Genomic DNA, 18,274 nt, shown 5'->3' with positions numbered 1-18,274 from the left:
GGGTTATTGCAGTTTCAGGAGCGACCATTTCGTCGGATCTTCCGTGGAGAGATTCCTGATATCGGTCGGATCGATCTTCCAGCGCGGATGGGATTTGTCGGCGTCATTCACGCGCAGCTCCAGGGCGAGAACCGCGCCGGGTTTCGCATCGAAGTCGGAGAGTTCTTTCCACGGAAGCGCCACTTCGGCTTTCCACCCCCGGGCGTGAACCTGCACCTGATACTTCGCCCCCGGAACCGGAACGATCGTGCCGTTCTGGCGGTTCGCGACCCGGCAGAGAACCGGCTTGCCGGAGCGGGAGGTCGGCGTCGCGAAGAACTGCCGGTCATCGGGCCCGTATCCCGGCTCGTCGTCGCGCGGGACGGAACTGATGAAGATCTCCATGCTGTCGTCGCTGTAAAGCCGGTTGTCCGGCTGCCTGTTCATGACTTCGTTGTCGCGCATGTCCAGCCCGATGTAGAGATACTCCCGATCGTAGCCGAGGTAGGCGAAACCGCTCGCGTCATCACCGTTGACCCGCGGATTGGTCATGGCCAGTTCCGTCAGATTCTCCCACTCTTTCATATTCCCGGTGAACGACGGCGTCCGGGTGACCGGTTTCAGAATCCGGCTGTTGCGCACGAACACCTCTGTTTTGTCCTCCGGCCAGCGGTCGGGATTCGGCGTCAGTTTCGCCGCCCGCGCCATGTCCGGTGAAACGCCCCGCAGGTAACGGACATCCCCGTCAACGGTGAGCTTGAGTTTGCCGTCGGCAGGGACCTGAACCGTCTGCTCTTTGCCCCAGAAATCGATCAGCGTGAGCTGTTTCGTCCCCGGTTCAATCGTGAGTTCCTGCGGCTTTCCGCGTGTGAAAAGTGCGAGCGTATAGACGCCGTCCTTTTCAAACAGCATCGCATCGTTGCCGGGTCCGTACCAGAGTTCCCCGGCATAGCGGCTGCCGTCGACCATACGGGCCGCCGTCGCATAGGCGATCAGCACGGGTTTGAGCTCGTTGTTGCGGCGGAAGAAGCCGAACCAGTGTTCGTGATACCGGCGGTTCGATTCCCGCTGTCCCATCCAGTGCGGGGTGAGGGCGCGCACATTTTCCGAATAGAGATTCAACGCCTGCCGGACCACTTTGCGCGCCTGCTCCCGTTCGGACTGGGCGGAGGGGCCCTCCGGCGTCGAATGAGTGCCGAATTCCGTGATGTAGATCTCCACATCGTGTCCGAGCTGCTCGCGGATCCATTTGCGGTAGGTTTCAATGTAGCCGCGCCGTTCGGCGTTGCCGTAGGGATGCAGCGCGATCATCTTCATGTGCTTCATGCCGCCGGCGCGGATGTAGTTCGCGTCGTAGGTGTATTTCCCCGGCATTCCGGTCAGGTTCGGGCCGATGACGGCATCGGGGCGGATTTCCAGAATCGCCTCGGCGATCCACTGGGAGATGGTGGCGAAATCCTCCGCCGACATCTTGTCCCACGCCTCGTTCCAGATCTCGAACACCTGACAGTCTTCGGGAATCCGGGAAATCTCCTCCTGGAGCCACTTCTGGTACGCCTCTTTCTTCGGCAGAGTGCGGAGCATCCAGGTTTTGCCGTACTTTTTGACCCACTCTTCCAGCGGACCGTATTTTTCCGCATCGTAGAGTTTTTCCGGGAAACGTTCGACTTTGAATACCGGATTCATCTGGAAGTCTGTGCAGAGTTCGACCGTATCCGGGTGGTTGCGCTCCTGCAGAATTTCCCGCGTCCACTGCAGTCCGAGGCGGCGGCACGCTTCGACCGCTTCCGGGGTGTTCCACGCATTGCGCAGCCGGTACATCTTGACGCCGAAGCAGTAGCCGTTATCGCGCGCCTCTTTCGCGCTCCGGTTGAATTGCGGGGCGATGCCGAACGTACTTTTGACCTCGCTCTTTTTCCCCTCGGGGAGTTCCAGCGTGTAGACCGCCTCATAGTAGCCGTGATCGAGGGCGGGAAGCTGGAACTCAACCGGAGTTTTTCCTTTGATCACCGGGATTTTCTTCTCCACTTCGGCAACGGTTCTGCCGTTGCCGTCGGTGACCTTGACTTTCAACAGCGCTTCGCCCGGCTGCGGGGCGTTGATTTCGAGCTTCCACTCCGGCGTTTCCCCGGGGCGGAACAGATTGCCCGGAGCGTGCCGGAGGACTTTCAATGCCGGGGCTCCGGCGAGTGGAGCAGCCAGAAACAATGCTGTTGCAGCTGCCGCGAACGTGTGTTTCAACATCTCAGTTTCTCTCCTCGTAGTCGTCTTGAATCGCCACGTACATGCGGCCGAAATTACAGATCGCCTTCTGATTTTCCGTTTTCCCGATCAGGCTGCCGACGTGGCCGTCCGCAAATGTGAGATTCGTGCGGACGTCGGCCGGAACCGGGATGGCGAACGACGAACCGGGCTGAGCGAATGCGGTGTGATTCCATGAGGCGATGTCGATCGTCTGAGCGCTGCTGTCCATGAAGCGGTTGAAGTCCGCAATCAACGTCGTGCGGCTGGCGTGTCTGACGAATTTCAGCGCAATCGGTCCTTTGCGGGTGTTAAAGTGGCTGGTCCCGAATTTCTTCTTGCTGTTATCGAAGGAGTTTCCCGCAAAATAGGCGTAGTTGAGCTCGAGTTTCCCATTGGACTGGGTATTGGGAAATGCGTTGTAGCCATCGGTTTTCAAGCCGCGGCTGAGACCGACCGGGCAGAAGAACACGTCGCGCCCCTGCTTGCTCATGTACTGCTGACGAAACCGGCTCAACGGCGCGCCGTTGTATTTATAGTGTCCGAGCCAGTCGGTTGCGGATTGCGGATAAGTCTGTTGATCGAGCGCCCACGGCGGCAGAAACGTGTCGTTGTCATTCGCGTAAAGCTGCATGCTGGAGCCGAACTGTTTCAAATTGGAGATGCACTTGGTGTTCCGCGCCTGGTCTCTGGCTTTGTTCAGCGCCGGCAGCAGCATCCCGGCGAGAATCACGATAATGGCAATCACAACAAGGAGCTCGATCAGTGTGAAGTGTACCCGGACGGGTTTCCCGAAGTGAGCGGAAGAACCGTGGCGGGCATGCGGCGGAATCAGATTTTGATCCTTCATCATGTTTCGTCCCTTTTTTGTTTACGGTTGCGGTTGAACCTGCCATTACCTGTCGAATCTTATGGGAAACTGCCGACGGCGGTGAAGACCGTTTTGTTTCCGATTTCTTGTAATTTCGGTTTCCTCGAGTAAATTATACTGAAAATATTCGGAAATGGCAAGGGCGATCGTTTAAAAATATATCTGGAATTGTTCCAACTTTATTAAAAATATTGCAGGGATGGATGGTGGAAAGAAAGGAAAGAAAGCCCGGTTACCGGATCACCGAAGATGATGGCGTAAGCCGGCTCGGAGCCGTAAACGTCGGAAAGTATCCGCTGCACCACTTTTCCCATGAGTTCAATGAGGAGTATACCCGCACTCTGCCGCTGTTTCTGCGGTTCGCAGGATACGATGAGTGGGTGAAAGGGTGTTACCGGGTCCGGAAGCGGTCCAGCACGTTCGCCATGGAGCTGATCCGCGAGGGAACGTTCCGGTTCGTTCAGAACGGCCGCGAGCATGTTCTGGAGCCGGGCATGCTCTTTCTCGTTCACCGGGAGGCGGATTCCGAATTCTCGATCCTGTCGGACTATGCACTCAAACAGACCGTCAGTCTGGATGGAATCATGCTCTACTCGCTGCTCGAACAGACCGGACTGCTGCGGGCGGACTGCGTCCGGCTGCGCGACCCCGCTCCGTTCATCCGGCTGTTCGAGGCCGCGCATGATGCGCTGGAACAGCGCGATGCGGACTATCATCTGCGCGGGTCCGCTCTCGCTTACGAACTGCTCGTGCGTCTCGGGGAACAGCTTCACGATGCGCTGCCGGATCCTCTCCCGGCCATCCTGAATTACATCAACCGCAATCTGAGCCATCCGCTGCGGCTGGAAGAGCTGTGCCGCACTTTCGGAATCAGCCGCACTTCGCTGCACCGGCTTTTCGTCGCACATCTGCACAGTCCGGTCGGGGGATATGTCATCGGACAGCGGCTGCGGGCGGCGCAGAGCCTGCTGCAGAACTCCTCCTATCCGATCAAGGAGATCGCCGCCCGGATCGGTTATTCGAGCCAGCTCTATTTCGCGACCGAATTCAAACGGCTGACCGGCGAGACGCCGGGCGACTACCGTCGGCGTCAGAAGTTCAGCCGCACTTTTGAATTCAATCGCGCCCGCCGCAACGGGGGGGCGTCGCCATCGGCCGAAACGGACGGAGAGAAGACGGATTCTCCGCTTTGACGGAGGATGGTCGCCGGATTTTTCGTCCGCCGGGATTTTTCTTGCGTTTTTGTTCCATTTTCGACTGGAAAACGGCCGGATGGAGCTTATAGTATGTGCGTGCAAACCAAATCCCTTTTTCCCGGAGAATGTCGCTCATGCTGTATCTGCTTTCGCTGCTCGGAAACGAGTTTCTTCCGTTTCGTCTGTTTGAATATGTCACGTTTCGCGCGGGCGGCGCGGCGATGACCGCGTTTCTCATCGTGATTCTGCTCGGAAAATTCACTGCGTCCCGGCTGCGCCGGCTCAATGTGCTCTCCGCCGAGCGGCTCGAGGGACTCGTCCCGGCTGAATTCATCGACAAGGAGAAGAGCCGGACCCCCTGTATGGGCGGGATTCTGCTCATCGGCGGAGTACTCATTTCCGCCTGTTTCTGGAATGTGATGAGCAATCCGATTTCGATTCTGCTCGTGGTTTCGACTCTGGCTTTTGCGCTTGTCGGATTCTATGACGATTACCGGAAAGTGGTCTACAAAGACCGCAACGGACTCCCCGGCCGGTACAAACTCCTGTGCCAGATCATCATCGCCGGAGTCGGCGTCTGGGCGCTTTTCCGCATGCCGGAAGTCGGGCCGTACATGAGTCAATTCATGCTTCCGTTCTTCAAGGAGCCGGTTCTGGTGTACACTCCCTGGACGGTTCTCGTCGCGGTCGTGACCATTGTCGCCACCTCGAATGCCGTGAATCTCACCGATGGCAAGGACGGTCTCGCGACCGGCTGCACGATTTTCTGCACGCTCACTTACGCGGCTTTCGCGTACCTGATGGGCCATGCGGTTTTTGCGAACTATCTGAAAGTTCCGTTCATCCCCGGTGCGGGCGAGGGCATGGTCTTCGCGGCCGCGGTATGCGGCGGCTGCATCGGATTCCTCTGGCACAACTGCCACCCCGCTTCGATGTTCATGGGAGATACCGGCAGTCTCGCTCTCGGCGGCGCGATCGGTTTCCTCGCGGTGCTGGTGCGGCAGGAGGTCCTGCTGATCCTGGTCGGCGGAGTCTTCGTGATGGAGGCCGGTTCAGTCATGCTGCAGGTCCCGTACTTCAAGCTGACCGGAAAACGGATCTTCCCGTGTACGCCGATTCACCACACGTTTGAACGGATGGGGTGGAACGAAACCCAGATCGTCGTCCGGTTCTGGATTCTGTCTGGTGTCTTTGCGCTGCTCGCGCTCGCGACTCTGAAGCTGCGCTGAGCTGAAACAGGAGCGGAAGCAGGAGATCAGGCCTGCTTTTCGAGCAGTACGACGCAGGAGGCGGCGATTCCCTCCTCGCGTCCCTCGAACCCGAGTTTTTCCGTGGTGGTCGCCTTGACCGAAATGCGGTCGAGAGGCAGATCGAGCGCCCGGGCGAGATTCGTGCGCATTTCCAGATTGAACGGCAGCAGTTTCGGCTTCTGCGCGATGATGGTCAGATCGAGATTTCCAATCTCCCACTCCGAAACGCGCGGATCGGCCATGACCGCTCTGAGCAGTTTCATGCTGTCCGCATCTTTCCAGGCCGGGTCGGAATCCGGAAACCACTGGCCGATGTCGCCGAGAGCCAGCGCTCCGAGAATCGCATCCATAAGCGCGTGGACAGCCACATCCGCGTCACTGTGCCCGAGCAGTCCGGTCGGATGCGGCACCGGTACGCCGCAGAGAATGAGTTTGCGGCCGGTGGCGAGTTTGTGTACATCATATCCCTGTCCGATCCGAATCATTTTTCTTCCTCCCCGGGCTGCGGCAGCCGGGCGAGTTTGCCGAATGTGCGCAGCGCGTTGCTGTAAAATACCGCTTCCTGATGCTCTTCCGGGATGAGCGCCCGGATCACTTTGATGTATTCGTCGATGTTGACCAGCGGATAATCTGAACCGTACAGAAAACGGCTCCAGTCGCCGAGATAAGCCATCCAGGTCTTCAGGTATTCGAGATAGCCGCGATATTGTGCGAGAAACGTTTCGCTCTCGATTTTCCCGGCGGCGAGTCCGGAGAGGTCGATCGAGACGTTTTCATTCTTCGCGGCCACTTCAGTCGCATCGACGATCCACGGGTTGCCGTAATGGGCAAGCACAAAATGCGTCTGCGGAAAATCGACCGCGATCTCGTCGATCGTCAGCGGATGGGAGTATTTCACATGACCGCGGGTCCCCGCCGTGTCGCCCGTATGGATCACCACCGGGACGCCGTATGCCGCCGCAAGCTCGAAGAACGGAAAATGCCGTTTGTCGGACATGTAGATGTGATGATAGCCGGGATAGAATTTCAGACCGACGCATTGCGGTGTCTTCAGATATCTTTCAAAGAGTTCCAGAGATTTCGCGGTGTTTTCCGGCGTGATCGCCCCCGAGTCGACACCCGCGCAGTAGGCGATGTTCCGGGGCAGGGCGCATGACTCCTCCGTGACCGGTCCGGCCAGATCCGGCCGCATCGGTTCGCAGAGGCCGTCGGGCCGCCCGTCGCTGCGTCCCGTCCCCATCGCGACCGCAGCGACGACTCCGTTGCGTCTGAAGTTCTCCGCAACGGCCGCGGCGGTGTTGATCTGTCCGGATTCGCGGGCGGTCTGATTGAATCCCTCATGTCCGGCGTAATGAATGTGGGCGTCGATGATCTTCATGGTCTCACTCTTTCCGTAGGAGGATAATGTAACGCCTTTTCTCCTGAAAAGCAAGTTGGAATTCGCTGCGCTTTCCCGCTGTTCGGGCAAATAATTCCGAATTTTGCCTTTCGCGTTGTTGATAAATGGTCGGCGCAGCGTTACATTAATTATTGTTAATATACTTAACAAAGGGGGAAACCCAGAAAGGGTCGGAACATGTACTACACCGGTTTTGCGGACGAGGCGGCGGTCGGGATCGCCGGGCAGATCAAGGCGACGAAAGAGCTCGGCTGGAAGTGGATCGAATCCCGGAACATCGACGGGAAGAATATTCACGATCTGTCGGAGGAGGAGTTCGACAAGGTTGCCGCCGCTCTGGAAGAGTCCGGAGTCGGAGTCAACTGTTTCGGCAGCGCAGTGGCGAACTGGGGATGGAGTCCGCTCAAGGAGGAGGATTTCCAGGCAACGATCGAACAGCTTAAACGCGCGCTCGTGCGCATGAAACGGCTGAACTGCAGGATGATCCGCGGCATGAGCTTCAAGGCGCAGTGGGATCGTCCCGCATGGGATCCCGAGGTCGAGGAGAATGTATTCCGCAAGGTCGCGTACCTCGTCAAAATGTGCGAGGATGCCGATGTGCTTTATCTGCATGAAAACTGCAACAACTACGGCGGCATGTCGTGGAAGCACACGCTCAAGCTGCTCGATAAAATCCAGTCTCCGAACTTCAAGCTCGTATTCGACACCGGCAATCCGGTTCTGAACTTCGACCGCAGCGAGGGTGATGCCCTGGAACGGATTCAGAGCTCGTGGGAGTTTTACAGTCATGTGAAAGAGTTCATCTGCTACGTGCACATCAAGGATGCGATTTTCCTCGGTGAGGCCAACCCGAGCGGCTTCAACAAGGTGGAGTTCACTTTCGCCGGAGAGGGGCAGGGGGATGTGCTGCGCATCGTCACGGATCTGCTGCGGAACGGCTATGACGGCGGTTTTTCGATGGAGCCGCACATGAAGAACGTCTTCCACGAGAGCGTCGGAGAGGATCAGCGCGCGCAGGAGAAGTTTGACAACTACGTCGAATACGGCCGCCGCTTCATGAAACTCGTTGAAGAAGCGAAGAACTCCATCGCCGGATAATTTCCGAAAACGGAACCCGGAATCCGGATTTCCGGCGCGCGGGATCGGTTCTGCAGCGGTGAACGCATGAATCGACCCGCCGGCCGTGTCTTACAACCGGAGGAGGAATTTATGGATCTCGTGAATGTCGCTCAGAAAATCCGCCAGCTGCGGCAGCAGCAGCAGTTGACCATCGATCAGCTCGCGGCCCGCAGCGGCCTCTCGAAAGGGTACATCTCCCGGCTCGAAAATTTTCGCACCGGAGCTTCGCTGCGTGCACTCAATCTGGTCGCCGCGGCGCTCGGGGTTGAGATGATCGAGCTCTTCCGGCGGGAGAATGCGAGCCCGGAGTATGTGTTCGGCCGCCTTGATGAGGGCGAGTTGATCGACCGGAATCAGGGACTCGAATACGGCATTCACTACCACGCGCTCGCATTTGAAAAGACCGACCGCACGATGAATCCTTTTTTCATCGAATATCGGCCGTGTGACCGGAAACGCGAGCTGCTTCAGCACGACAGCCAGGAGTTCTTCGTCGTCCTCGAGGGGGAGATCGATTATGCGGTCGGCAGCCCCGGGAACACCCGCCGCATGAAGAAAGGCGACACCATCTACCTCGACGCCAGACTGCCGCACGGCGCTTCGCTCGCGCCGGAGTGCGATTACGCCTCCGCCATGGTGATTTACCATTGAGACGAGCCGGTTGAGGCGGGAAGCTGAAGCTCAGGAGGGGCGGAGATTTTTCTCCGCCCCATCGTTTTGTGCTTACTCCGCGCGCAGCACCGTGATCGGATTTTGCTGCGCTGCCTTGTAGGCGGGATAGGTGCCGAAGATCACGCCCGTGATGCTTGAGATCGCCAGCGCGAGGATGATGCTCCACGCCGAATAGATCGTCGGCATTTGCGTGTAGTAGGTGATCGTCGAGCCGATGCCGACCCCGAGCAGAATCCCGAGAACTCCGCCGATCGAGGTCAGAAAGACCGTTTCGATCAGGAACTGCAGCAGGATGTCCGATTTCTGCGCGCCGAGCGCGCGCCTCGTTCCGATCTCCTTGCGCCGCTCGTAGACACTTGCGAGCATGATGTTCATGATGCCGATGCCGCCGACCACGAGGGAAATGCCGGCGATTGAACCCATCACGATCGTGAAGATGTTCTGTGTCTGCTCCATCTGCTTGAGCAGTTCGAGCGGGACGACCATGCCCCAGTCTTTCGTTTCGGAATGGGTTTTTTCGAGGTATCCGGCGACCCGCTTGGAGGTGTTGTCGATGTAACTGGTGTCGTTCACCTTGATGAGGAAGAGATCGTATTCGATCCGGGTGATCTTGTAGTTTCGTCCTTCCCGGTAGAACGTGTAGTCCTTGCAGAGTGCGCGGGCGGTCGTCATCGGGATCAGAATCATATCGTTCTGGCCGCCGATCTCGGGATACTGCGTACCGTACTCGTTGTTGATGATGCCGATGATCCGGAACACCATGTCTTCGACCCGGATCGTGCTGCCGACGATGTCCGTGTTGCCGATCGAAAAGAGTTTGCGTTTCACGTTTTTGCCGATCACGCAGACGTAGGCGTCGTTCTTGAAATCCGCCGGCGTGAACCAGCGTCCTTTCTCGATCCGCGCGAGGGAATCCCCCAGAAACTCATAATCGCAGCCGACCAGCTTGAGGTCGGTGCGGTCCAGCCCTTTCAGCACCTTTTTCCGGGTGTCGAAAACTCCCGTGATGCGTTCGACGTTGTCCATTTTCAGGATGTTGTTCACATCGCGGCTGTTCAACCCGTAGCGTTCCATGACGCTGGCGTTGTCGGAACTTTCGCTGCGCCCGTCGATCGGAGGCCGCTTCGAGAAGAGAATGATCTTGTCGACGCCCATCGCCTCGATCTGAGCCAGTGCCGACCGTTTTGCCCCCTCGGAAATCGCGAGCATCGCGATGACGCTGCCGACGCCGAAGATTACCCCGAGCGACGTCAGAATCGACCGCACCTTGTGCAGAAGCAGATTGTGCAGCGAGAGCTTGAAGAGATCGCGGACGAGCATCATTTCGCCACCTCCGCCGCTTTGGCCGCTTTCTCGGCCGCCTGCCGCTCCTGTTCCCGGATCTCCCACTCGAAGAGCCGGTCGTCGATCCGGCCGTCGCGCAGCCGGATGATCGTGTCATAATGGGGACCGAGCGCGGGATTGTGCGTCACCATGACGATCGTCACGCCCTGTCCGCGGTTGAGTTCGTGGAAGAGGTCCATGATTTCATTGCTGGTTTTCTCGTCGAGGTTTCCGGTCGGCTCATCCGCGAGGATGAATGCGGGGTTGTTCGAGAGCGCCCGCGCAATCGCGATACGCTGGCACTCTCCGCCCGAGAGCTGCGTCGGCTTGTGTCCGAGGCGGTGGCCGAGTCCGACCCGCTTCGCAAGTTCAAGAGCCCGTTTGCGGCGAATCCTGCCCGGAATCCGGCCGTAAACCATCGGCACTTCGATGTTCTCCTCGACCGACAGGTGCGGGAAGAGATTGAAGCTCTGGAAGATGAAGCCGATTTTCCGGTTCCGGATCGTCGCCTGGTCGACATCGGAGAGCTGGCTGACCTCGGTATCCTCAAGAAAATATTGACCGCTGGTCGGCACATCGAGCATCCCGAGGATGTTCAGCAGCGTCGACTTGCCGGAGCCGGAGGTTCCGATGAACCCGACGAATTCCCCGCGTCTGACCGTCGCATGAATTCCCTTGAGAACCGGGACCTGGAGTTCCCCGGTGATGTAGGTTTTACGAATATCGATCAGACGGACGATATCGTCGCCCGTTATCGCCTTGTCCGCCGCCATTATTGCGAATCCTGCGTTTTCTGGTACGGGCGGTAGAGGTAGACGACGTCACCCTCTTCGAGTCCGCTCGTGATCTGCACGAAATTGTCGTTCGATTCGCCGATGGTCACGTCGGCCTCTTTGGGACCGGTGAGGCTGCTGCGGTAGACGAAGAATCGATCGTTATCCTCAAAAACCGCCTCGACCGGCACAAAGATCGTATTCGGAATCGTCTTGGTCACGATGTTGATCTGAACACTCATGCCGTTCACGAGTTTCGGCGACTGCTGGTCGAGTTTGATTTTCGACTTGTAGATTTTCGGAGACGAGGCGTCCCAGTTCACGAGATTGACCGGCAGCGTGTCGATATGCGAAATCGCACCGCCGAATTTTTCGCCGGGCAGCGAATCGGGCGAGATCACTGCGCGGTCTCCGATGTTGATCTTCGAGCGGTACTGTTCCGGCAGATCGAAGTCGACCACGAGATTCGACATCTCCGGAATCGTGATGAGCACCTGCCCCTTGTTGATATCGATACCGGGTTTCACGTCGAGATTTCCCCAGCGCCGGTCCGGATCCGCATAGATCACGACGCCGTCGACCGGAGCGCGCAGCTCCATCATGGTCATATAGTTCTTATAGCGGTTCAACTGTTCGGTCGTGCGGCGGACGCGGCGGCGGTAGTTCTCGATCGATTTGTCGGCCTGGACGATCTTCGACTCGGTCGAGATCTTGACCTTGCGCAGATTCAGTTTCGCCTGTTCGTAGGCATTGTAGAGACGGGTCAGTTTGCTCGGATTGTCGTAACGGCGGAACACCCGGAGATTGTCCTCAGCGGTGGTGAGGGCGTTCTCCTTTTCGTCGATCACGGCCTGCGCCTCTTTGAGCAGCTGCCGTTTTTTATCCTCGGCGTTCTCGTCTTTGGAAACCTCGACCTCGCTGTCGCGCGTGGTGGCGTAATCGTTTTTGGCGGTTTCGAGCGCGGCTTCCGCGTTGGAGATCGCAAGGTCGAGGCTGTCGCGCGTGCTGGAGCGCTCGAACCGGCGGTATTTGCGCATTGCGTCATCTGCCTGGAGCAGACTCTCTTCGGCGGCCTGAAGATCGGCCGCATTCGTGCTGATCTGAATCTTCTTCGACTCGATCGCGAGATCGAGCTCCTTTTTGAGGTTGTCGAGCTCGATCTCGAGATTCTCGATCTGCTCCTTGAGTTCGTCCGTCTCAAACCGGGCCAGCAGATCGCCGGCTTTGACCTTGGTGTTTTCGTCGATGACCCAGAGCAGTTTCGTCCGGTAATTGGCCTGCAGCGAGAGTTTGTGTTTCTGGCTGGCGTTCACATATCCGCCCTGAAGCAGACCGATGATGAGGTCGTCGCGCCGGACCTTGAACGTACGGTCCATGTCTTCGGCGTCCTGCGCTTTTTTCGCAGCCTCGGCTTTTTTCGCCATGAGTTTCGGGCGGAATACGCCGAACCACACGCCGGCGCCGATTCCCCCGATCACCAGGAGGACGATCAGCCATGTGAGTTTTTTCCGGCTGAGTTTCATGCTTACTCCTCTTCGGTTACGGCTTCCGCGGCCGGATCAGAGGCCGCGTCATTCTTCTCAACGTAAACTTTGACGGCCGGTTTGTCGTCGATCAGACCCGGCTCTTTCGAGGGTTCGGTGACTTCAGGACCTGCGGGGGATTCTTCAGTCGCATTGACCGTAACGGGTCTGCTTTTGAACTCCTGCCGCTTCTTCGCCTCCGCGCCCGGAAGTGCTCCAACGACCTCGTCGCGGAACCGCTTGAGCGAGCGTTCACGCATCGGGAAACTGTCGGCATTGGTGACGATTTCACCGAGCTTTTCGCTGACTTTGGCGTTGTTGTCGAAGTCGTAGTAGATTCCGTTGGCGACCTGATGATCCGGCTGAATGATGTGGATCTTCAGGAAGAACACGAGCTGCGTAACCTCCTTGGACTCGTTCTTGCCGGTGAAGAGTTCGCCGATGTACGGCAGATCCGAGAGGAACGGCACGCGCTCCTGCTGCAGCGTGGTGCGGTTGCTGTAAAGTCCGCCCATCATCACGACCTGCTTGTCCTGCATGCGGATGTAACTTTCGACGCTGCGGGCGGAGATGACCGGCACGGAGTAGTTGGCGCCGCCGCTGGAGATATTCTCGTAACGCTGGACGTTTGAGACTTTCGGATAGACGCGCAGCGTGACGTTGTCCCGGTTGATCATGCTCGGTTCGACTTCGAGCGTCACGCCGACCTCTTTGAAGCTCGTACTCATCTGGATGCTTGTTCCGGTGTTGGTCGCCTCCTGGATCGGGATTTCCTCACCGGTGACGATCCGGCTGGTTTCATTGCGGGAGATGAGGATGTTCGGGCTCGAGAGCACGGTCGCGTCTTCGGCGGTTTCGAGCCACTGGAATGCGATGTTCATCGAGTCCTTGCCCGCGTATGGCGTGAAGTTGCCGGTCGCGCCGGACGTGGAGGAGGTGGTGTTGCCCGGAACCTGGGTCTGAGCGCCCGCCTGATAGCGGTTCCCCTGGAACATGAGTGAGAGATTCCGCTGCATGCCGTCGCTGAACATGACTTCGACGACTTTCGCTTCGATCAAAATCTGCGGCGAGGGGATGTCCATCGCTTCGAGAGTATTCTGATAGCTTTTGTGCTCTTCGGTCGGAGCGTTGGTGATAAGTGCATTCTGTTCTTCGAGCGGTTCGACGTACGTTGACCCGGTGATGATGCCGTCGAGTGCCCGGTACATCGGTTTGGCCGAGGTGAAACGCGGCCGGAAGATCAGTGTGGAGCGGCCGTTTGTCCCGTCGATGATCTTGCTGTACGGCGGCAGGATCTGCCGGTTGGAAACCTGAACGACTGAAACCGGCTCGTCATTGGTGAAGAGTTCGGTGAGCTCCTCGATCACGGAACGGACGTTCTGCTTCCCACGCGCGTAATCCTCTTCCGTACGGACGATGGGCTCCTCCTCTTCCACGGCGGCAGCCGCGGGCGCAGTGAGCATCGCCAGAGCCATGACCGAGCCGCAGACGGCGGCTGCGGGTTTCACCAATCGAGTCTGCCTGAAATGCATTTTCCTCTGTAACCTTCCCTTTGCTGTTTTATTCTGAAAATCCCTGATTCGATCTGACGGTGGCGGACGACGGGAACGGCAAAAAAAACGCATTCCCCGATCCAGTTAAAAAAGTTATACCAACATTGCATAATTGCAAGTTTATTTTTGAGTATTTTCCGTTTTTTTCGTGTCTTTTCCTTACATTTTATATTTATTAAGCGAATGTTGAAAATCAAGGAGCCCGAAAAAATGTAAAAAAATCATAAAAGAGGCTTTACTTTCCTTGAAAACGTGTTATTTTCAATCAGTAGCATGAAGTTCATTCCGGAACAACTTGATCCCATCACCCGGGCGTTTGTGGAATCGCACCCCGGCGGCTCTGCCATTGAGGTTTCGAGCCGCTGGCAGCAGCTCCGCTACATTCTGATTGCGGCGGGCTTGCTGTTGCTGCTGAAATTCCGCTGGGACTACTTTTTGTTTCTGGTGACCGCGTTTTTAATGTTCTGGTATGCGGCGGCGGTGATTTTCCGGGGCGGAGCTGCGATTCTGTCGTGGTTCGGCCGCGGCGAGGAGATCGTCACGGACGAGGAGGTCGCGGCGGTGACGGATGAGGAGCTGCCGCTCTACACGGTGTTCCTGCCGCTTTATCATGAGGCGAACATCGCCGCGAAGATCGTGCGCAACATCGGCAAACTCGACTATCCGCAGGAGAAGCTCGAAGTCATGCTGCTGCTGGAGGCCGATGACGCGGAAACCCGCACCGCCCTCGAAACGAGCGGGCTGCCTCCGTATTGCCGGGTGATCACGATTCCCGATCTGCCGCCCAAGACCAAGCCGCGCGCCTGCAACTTCGGTCTTGCCCGGGCGCGCGGGGAGTTCTGCGTGATCTACGACGCGGAGGATGCGCCCGAACCGGATCAGCTCCGGAAAGCGTATGTCGTTTTCCGGCGGGACACGGAGAAAAAGGTGCTCTGCGTTCAGGGCAAGCTCAATTATTTCAACAGCCGCTACAATCTTCTGACGCGGTTGTTCACGGTCGAATACTCGACCTATTTTGATTTGACGCTGCCGGGGTATCAGCTCTTCCGTCTGCCGCTGCCGCTCGGCGGCACGAGCAATCACTTCCGCACGGAGATCCTGCGTGGAATCGGCGGGTGGGATCCGTTCAACGTGACCGAGGATTGCGACCTCGGTCTGCGGATCTACGAGTACGGCTACAAGACGAAACTCATGAACTCCACCACCTATGAGGAGGCAAATTCCCAACTCTGGAACTGGATGCGCCAGCGGTCGCGCTGGGTCAAGGGGTTTGTTCAGACGCATCTTGTTCACTACCGCAATCCGCTCCTGACGGTGAGGCGGCTCGGGTTGTATGGGGCGTTCGGGGGCTTCCTCGCGGTCGGAGGCAGTGCGATGATGATGTTGACGAACCTGATGTTCTGGGGGGTGCTGCTGCTTTACGGGGCGTTGCTGGTGCATGGCGTCTGCTCAGGAGTTTCGGTGTTCGACCTGATTGTCGGGCCGCAGCAGACGGGGAATTACGACGGTATCCGGATCGGTGGAGTGGCGCTGCGGGCGTGGCCGCTGGTTTATTACGGGACGGGGGAAGATCCGTTCTGGTCGATTTTTTCTCAGATTTTTTTTCTGGGGGCCTTGATCATGTTCTTTGCGAATTTTATATTCATCGGTATCGGGGTTGCCGCGTGTATCAAGCGGAAATTTTACCGGCTGATTCCTGTCGCGCTGCTGATGCCGTTCTACTGGCTGCTGATATCGCTGGCGGCGTGGAAAGGATTCGCCCAGATTTTCACAAAGCCGTTTTACTGGGAAAAAACCAAACACGGATTGACCGAATTCACCGACTCATGTAAGGAGGAAACCGCATGAAAAAACAATCTTTTACCCTCATCGAGCTGCTCGTCGTGATTGCGATCATCGCGATTCTGGCGGGGATGCTGCTGCCGGCCCTGAATCAGGCCCGGGAGCGGGCGAAAACCACGACCTGTCTGAACCAGTTGAAGCAACTCAGCCTCGCGTGCGAAATGTATCGCAACGACTACCGCGACCGGATGCCGCCGTGGATCTCGACACTTTACCCGAGCTACATGAGTTCGCTGGATGTTTATCACTGCCCGAAAGACGGCAACGATCCCGGCGCGGCCCTGACCGCGTGGATTGCCCGACCCGACAAGAAATATGACGAAGCCTATGACGTCCCCGGGAAAATCGGCTCCTACGGCAACCCGACCAATGACGATGTCGAAAAGATCAGTTACTTCTACGAGTTTACCGAGTCCCCCTGCGGATTTGCCGAGGAAGTCGGGGAGACCGGCACCATGACCTGGAACGAATACAAGACCCGGAATGTCAAGAGCGACACCTGCACGTTGGAGGGCCCGTTCAAGGATCGCAAATATTCGTCGTTCCTCAGCAACTTTCCGGTCGTCCGCTGTCTCTGGCACATGGGGGACAGCGACAGGCCGGTCCTGAACGTCTCCTACAACGGCAATACGTTCAACAGCATGCTGCAGTGGGAGGACGGCACCTGGTGACCGTCCCGTTCCGGAATGTGTCCCGTTCCCTCCGGTTTTGGGGAGCGGGATTTTTTTTGGTGTTCACAGAACGCGCACCCGGCCGTCGGAGATGGAGATCCTGCGGTGGAAGTCGATCGTGGCGATGGGGAGCGTATGCCCGAAAGGAAAATTCGCGAGGACCGGGCCGTTCACCTGTTCCGCCGTCCGACGCAGCAGCGCGTACAGTTCCGGGAGCGGGGCGCAATCGGAGAACTGGCCGAAGAGCACGCCCGCGCAACGCGCGAAAATGCCGTTCTGCTCGAGCATGGTCAGGGCGCGGTCGAGTTTGTAGAGCGGTTCGTTCAGATCCTCGAGGATCAGAATCCGCCCGGAGACGTCCGGCAGATAGGGCGTCCCGCACAGTGTCGCGGCGACGGTGAGGTTGCCGACCAGCGGGAGTCCGACGGCGTCTCCGGGGCGGAGGAGCTGATAGCGGCCGTATTCGGGAGCTGATTCGATTTCGTAGGAGTCCGGGCTGAATGCGAGCGCATGAAAGCGCGCGGTGAAGCTGGAGGCGGAGGATTCGGCGAGTTTGCCGAGCATCGGCCCGGCGATCGGGCGGCCCGCGCCGAAACGTTCCATCGCCCAGTGGAGTGCGGTAATGTCGCTGAATCCGGCCAGCGGCAGGTCGGCTCTGCTTTTGAGCGCCTGCCAGTCGAGCAGCGGCAGCAGATGGGCCGAGCCGAATCCGCCCCGGACTGCGAGCAGCAGTTCGACTTCTGGATCGAACCAGAGGGCGGAGAGGTCTTCCGCGCGTTCTTCGGCGCCCGCCGCGAGGTAGGCGACGGGGGAGGGGCCGTTGACGTGGCTTCCGAACTTCAACTGTTTTCCCGCCGCGCGCAGAAAAGCGACGCCGGTGTCGAATTTGTCCGGCTTGAGTTTTCCGGCCGGGGCGATGATTCCGATGGTGTGAAACGGATCGTACATGGGTGGATTCCTCCGGATTCAGACGTTGCGGCAGTTTCGGCGATAGTCGCGCGGCGTGCAGCCGTTGCGTTTCTTGAACAGGCGTGAAAAATAATTGCTGTCGGGGATTCCGCATTCGGCCGCGACATCCGCGATGGAGAGTTCCGGCTTTTCGCGCAGCAGCAGTTCCGCTCCGGAGAGCCGGAGGTCGTTGAGATAGTTCAGCGGGGATTTGCCGACGGCGCGGCGGAATGCGCGGTTCAAGGTGGCCGGCGACATGGCGGCGCGTTCGGAGAGCGCTTTCACGGAGAGCGGTTCGCGCCGGTGCTGCTCGAGGAAACTCACGACTTCGCTCAGGCGGAAGAGTTCATCGTTTTCGCGATAGAGCGCCGAGCTGCTGCAGAGACGGGAGATCCGTTCGATCAGCCGCATGAAGAGAGTGACCGCGCGAAAGTCATGACCGGAATCCTCGGATTCGAGCTCCCGGCGCAGGCGCTCGACGATGAGCGCGAGTTCGTCGAGCACGCTCTTGCCGAGGCGGAAATGCTTGCGGAAACCGAACTGCCTCCGGAGTTCCGGTTCGAGTTCAAAAAAGGCGCGGAATCCGGGCTCGTCTGTGAGATCGAAGAGCGGCAGCTTGAGTTTTTCGGGAAAATAGAGGATGTTGTAGAGGGCGAAATCGTGCTCGACCGCATAGCCGTGCGGGTTGCCGGGCTTGATGAGAAAGATGTCGCCGGCGGAGAGGGTGTAGGACTCTGCCGGCGTGATATGGCGGCACTCTCCGGCGATGACGAGCACGAGTTCGTGAAAATCGTGCTCGTGCAGTCCGACGGTATTCTGATGATCGAACTTCAGAACCTTGAGCGGGAGAGTTCCCGGCGGGAAATGGTGCTGTGATTTCATGCTGCCTCCATTCCGGGCGGGGAAGTGGAGTG

16 protein-coding genes are annotated in these 18,274 nt (G+C 58.1%); 6 read left to right on the top strand and 10 right to left on the bottom strand.

All coding sequences use genetic code 11. The features are described from left to right. Positions 1-3: 3 nt before the first annotated feature. A complete protein-coding gene (locus tag Q0J85_RS02635) occupies positions 4-2,223 on the bottom strand; it encodes a sugar-binding protein (protein WP_294478007.1) in 2,220 nt (739 codons plus the stop codon). Between the two features lies 1 nt (position 2,224). Next, positions 2,225-3,073 carry a type II secretion system protein gene (locus tag Q0J85_RS02630; RefSeq protein WP_294478006.1) on the bottom strand — a complete coding sequence of 283 codons (849 nt, stop codon included), beginning with the start codon at positions 3,071-3,073 and terminating at the stop codon, positions 2,225-2,227. A 221-nt stretch (positions 3,074-3,294) separates the two neighbouring features. On the opposite strand from Q0J85_RS02630, the gene Q0J85_RS02625 reads away from it, so the two are divergent. Further along, complete coding sequence (locus tag Q0J85_RS02625) at positions 3,295-4,284, top strand: AraC family transcriptional regulator (protein WP_294478003.1); 990 nt, start codon at positions 3,295-3,297, stop codon at positions 4,282-4,284. A 137-nt stretch (positions 4,285-4,421) separates the two neighbouring features. Then, positions 4,422-5,516, top strand: a complete 1,095-nt coding sequence (gene mraY / locus Q0J85_RS02620) for a phospho-N-acetylmuramoyl-pentapeptide-transferase (protein WP_294478001.1) — start codon at positions 4,422-4,424, stop codon at positions 5,514-5,516. Positions 5,517-5,542: 26 nt separating this feature from the next. Here mraY and ispF read toward each other — a convergent pair whose 3' ends face one another. Together ispF and Q0J85_RS02610 are read right to left on the bottom strand one after the other, a co-directional pair. Further along, positions 5,543-6,019 carry a 2-C-methyl-D-erythritol 2,4-cyclodiphosphate synthase gene (gene ispF / locus Q0J85_RS02615; protein ID WP_367274579.1) on the bottom strand — a complete coding sequence of 159 codons (477 nt, stop codon included), beginning with the start codon at positions 6,017-6,019 and terminating at the stop codon, positions 5,543-5,545. Then, on the bottom strand, positions 6,019-6,915 hold the full coding sequence (locus Q0J85_RS02610; protein WP_294477996.1) for an amidohydrolase family protein: 897 nt from the start codon (positions 6,913-6,915) through the stop codon (positions 6,019-6,021). The genes ispF and Q0J85_RS02610 overlap by 1 nt, the downstream gene beginning before the upstream one ends. Before the next feature lie 198 nt (positions 6,916-7,113). On the opposite strand from Q0J85_RS02610, the gene Q0J85_RS02605 reads away from it, so the two are divergent. Together Q0J85_RS02605 and Q0J85_RS02600 are read left to right on the top strand one after the other, a co-directional pair. Beyond that, positions 7,114-8,034 (top strand): sugar phosphate isomerase/epimerase, encoded by a 921-nt coding sequence (locus Q0J85_RS02605; RefSeq protein ID WP_294477994.1) that lies wholly within the window; start codon positions 7,114-7,116, stop codon positions 8,032-8,034. Positions 8,035-8,145: 111 nt separating this feature from the next. Beyond that, positions 8,146-8,706: a helix-turn-helix domain-containing protein gene (locus Q0J85_RS02600; RefSeq protein WP_294477992.1), complete on the top strand. Its 561-nt coding sequence runs from the start codon at positions 8,146-8,148 to the stop codon at positions 8,704-8,706. Between the two features lie 72 nt (positions 8,707-8,778). Here Q0J85_RS02600 and Q0J85_RS02595 read toward each other — a convergent pair whose 3' ends face one another. Genes Q0J85_RS02595 through Q0J85_RS02580 form a run of 4 tightly spaced genes read right to left on the bottom strand, consistent with a single transcriptional unit; the run spans position 8,779 to position 13,878 of the window. Beyond that, positions 8,779-10,050, bottom strand: coding sequence for an ABC transporter permease (locus Q0J85_RS02595; RefSeq protein WP_294477990.1), 1,272 nt, complete (start codon positions 10,048-10,050; stop codon positions 8,779-8,781). Continuing rightward, the gene (locus Q0J85_RS02590; protein ID WP_294477987.1) at positions 10,047-10,823 is read right to left on the bottom strand and encodes an ABC transporter ATP-binding protein; all 777 of its coding nucleotides are present in this window, start codon (positions 10,821-10,823) and stop codon (positions 10,047-10,049) included. The genes Q0J85_RS02595 and Q0J85_RS02590 overlap by 4 nt, the downstream gene beginning before the upstream one ends. Beyond that, positions 10,823-12,346 carry an efflux RND transporter periplasmic adaptor subunit gene (locus Q0J85_RS02585; RefSeq protein ID WP_294477986.1) on the bottom strand — a complete coding sequence of 508 codons (1,524 nt, stop codon included), beginning with the start codon at positions 12,344-12,346 and terminating at the stop codon, positions 10,823-10,825. Before Q0J85_RS02585 ends, Q0J85_RS02590 begins: the two co-directional genes overlap by 1 nt. A gap of 2 nt (positions 12,347-12,348) precedes the next feature. Next, positions 12,349-13,878 carry a hypothetical protein gene (locus Q0J85_RS02580; protein ID WP_294477983.1) on the bottom strand — a complete coding sequence of 510 codons (1,530 nt, stop codon included), beginning with the start codon at positions 13,876-13,878 and terminating at the stop codon, positions 12,349-12,351. A gap of 294 nt (positions 13,879-14,172) precedes the next feature. Here Q0J85_RS02580 and Q0J85_RS02575 point away from each other — a divergent pair, with 294 nt between their 5' ends. Continuing rightward, positions 14,173-15,747 carry a glycosyltransferase family 2 protein gene (locus Q0J85_RS02575; RefSeq protein ID WP_294477981.1) on the top strand — a complete coding sequence of 525 codons (1,575 nt, stop codon included), beginning with the start codon at positions 14,173-14,175 and terminating at the stop codon, positions 15,745-15,747. Continuing rightward, positions 15,744-16,412: a type II secretion system protein gene (locus Q0J85_RS02570; RefSeq protein ID WP_294477979.1), complete on the top strand. Its 669-nt coding sequence runs from the start codon at positions 15,744-15,746 to the stop codon at positions 16,410-16,412. The genes Q0J85_RS02575 and Q0J85_RS02570 overlap by 4 nt, the downstream gene beginning before the upstream one ends. A gap of 63 nt (positions 16,413-16,475) precedes the next feature. On the opposite strand, the gene Q0J85_RS02565 is transcribed toward Q0J85_RS02570, so the two are convergent. Both Q0J85_RS02565 and Q0J85_RS02560 read right to left on the bottom strand, forming a co-directional pair. Next, positions 16,476-17,360, bottom strand: coding sequence for an LD-carboxypeptidase (locus tag Q0J85_RS02565; protein WP_294477977.1), 885 nt, complete (start codon positions 17,358-17,360; stop codon positions 16,476-16,478). A gap of 18 nt (positions 17,361-17,378) precedes the next feature. After that, complete coding sequence (locus Q0J85_RS02560; protein WP_294477975.1) at positions 17,379-18,242, bottom strand: helix-turn-helix domain-containing protein; 864 nt, start codon at positions 18,240-18,242, stop codon at positions 17,379-17,381. Positions 18,243-18,274 lie beyond the last annotated feature (32 nt).

The sequence above is a fragment of the uncultured Victivallis sp. genome, assembly GCA_944389935.1.
In the GTDB taxonomy this organism is placed as follows: Bacteria; Verrucomicrobiota; Lentisphaeria; order Victivallales; family Victivallaceae; genus Victivallis.
Note: the sequence above shows the minus strand (reverse complement) of the source record. Positions and strands in the feature narration are given on the sequence as shown.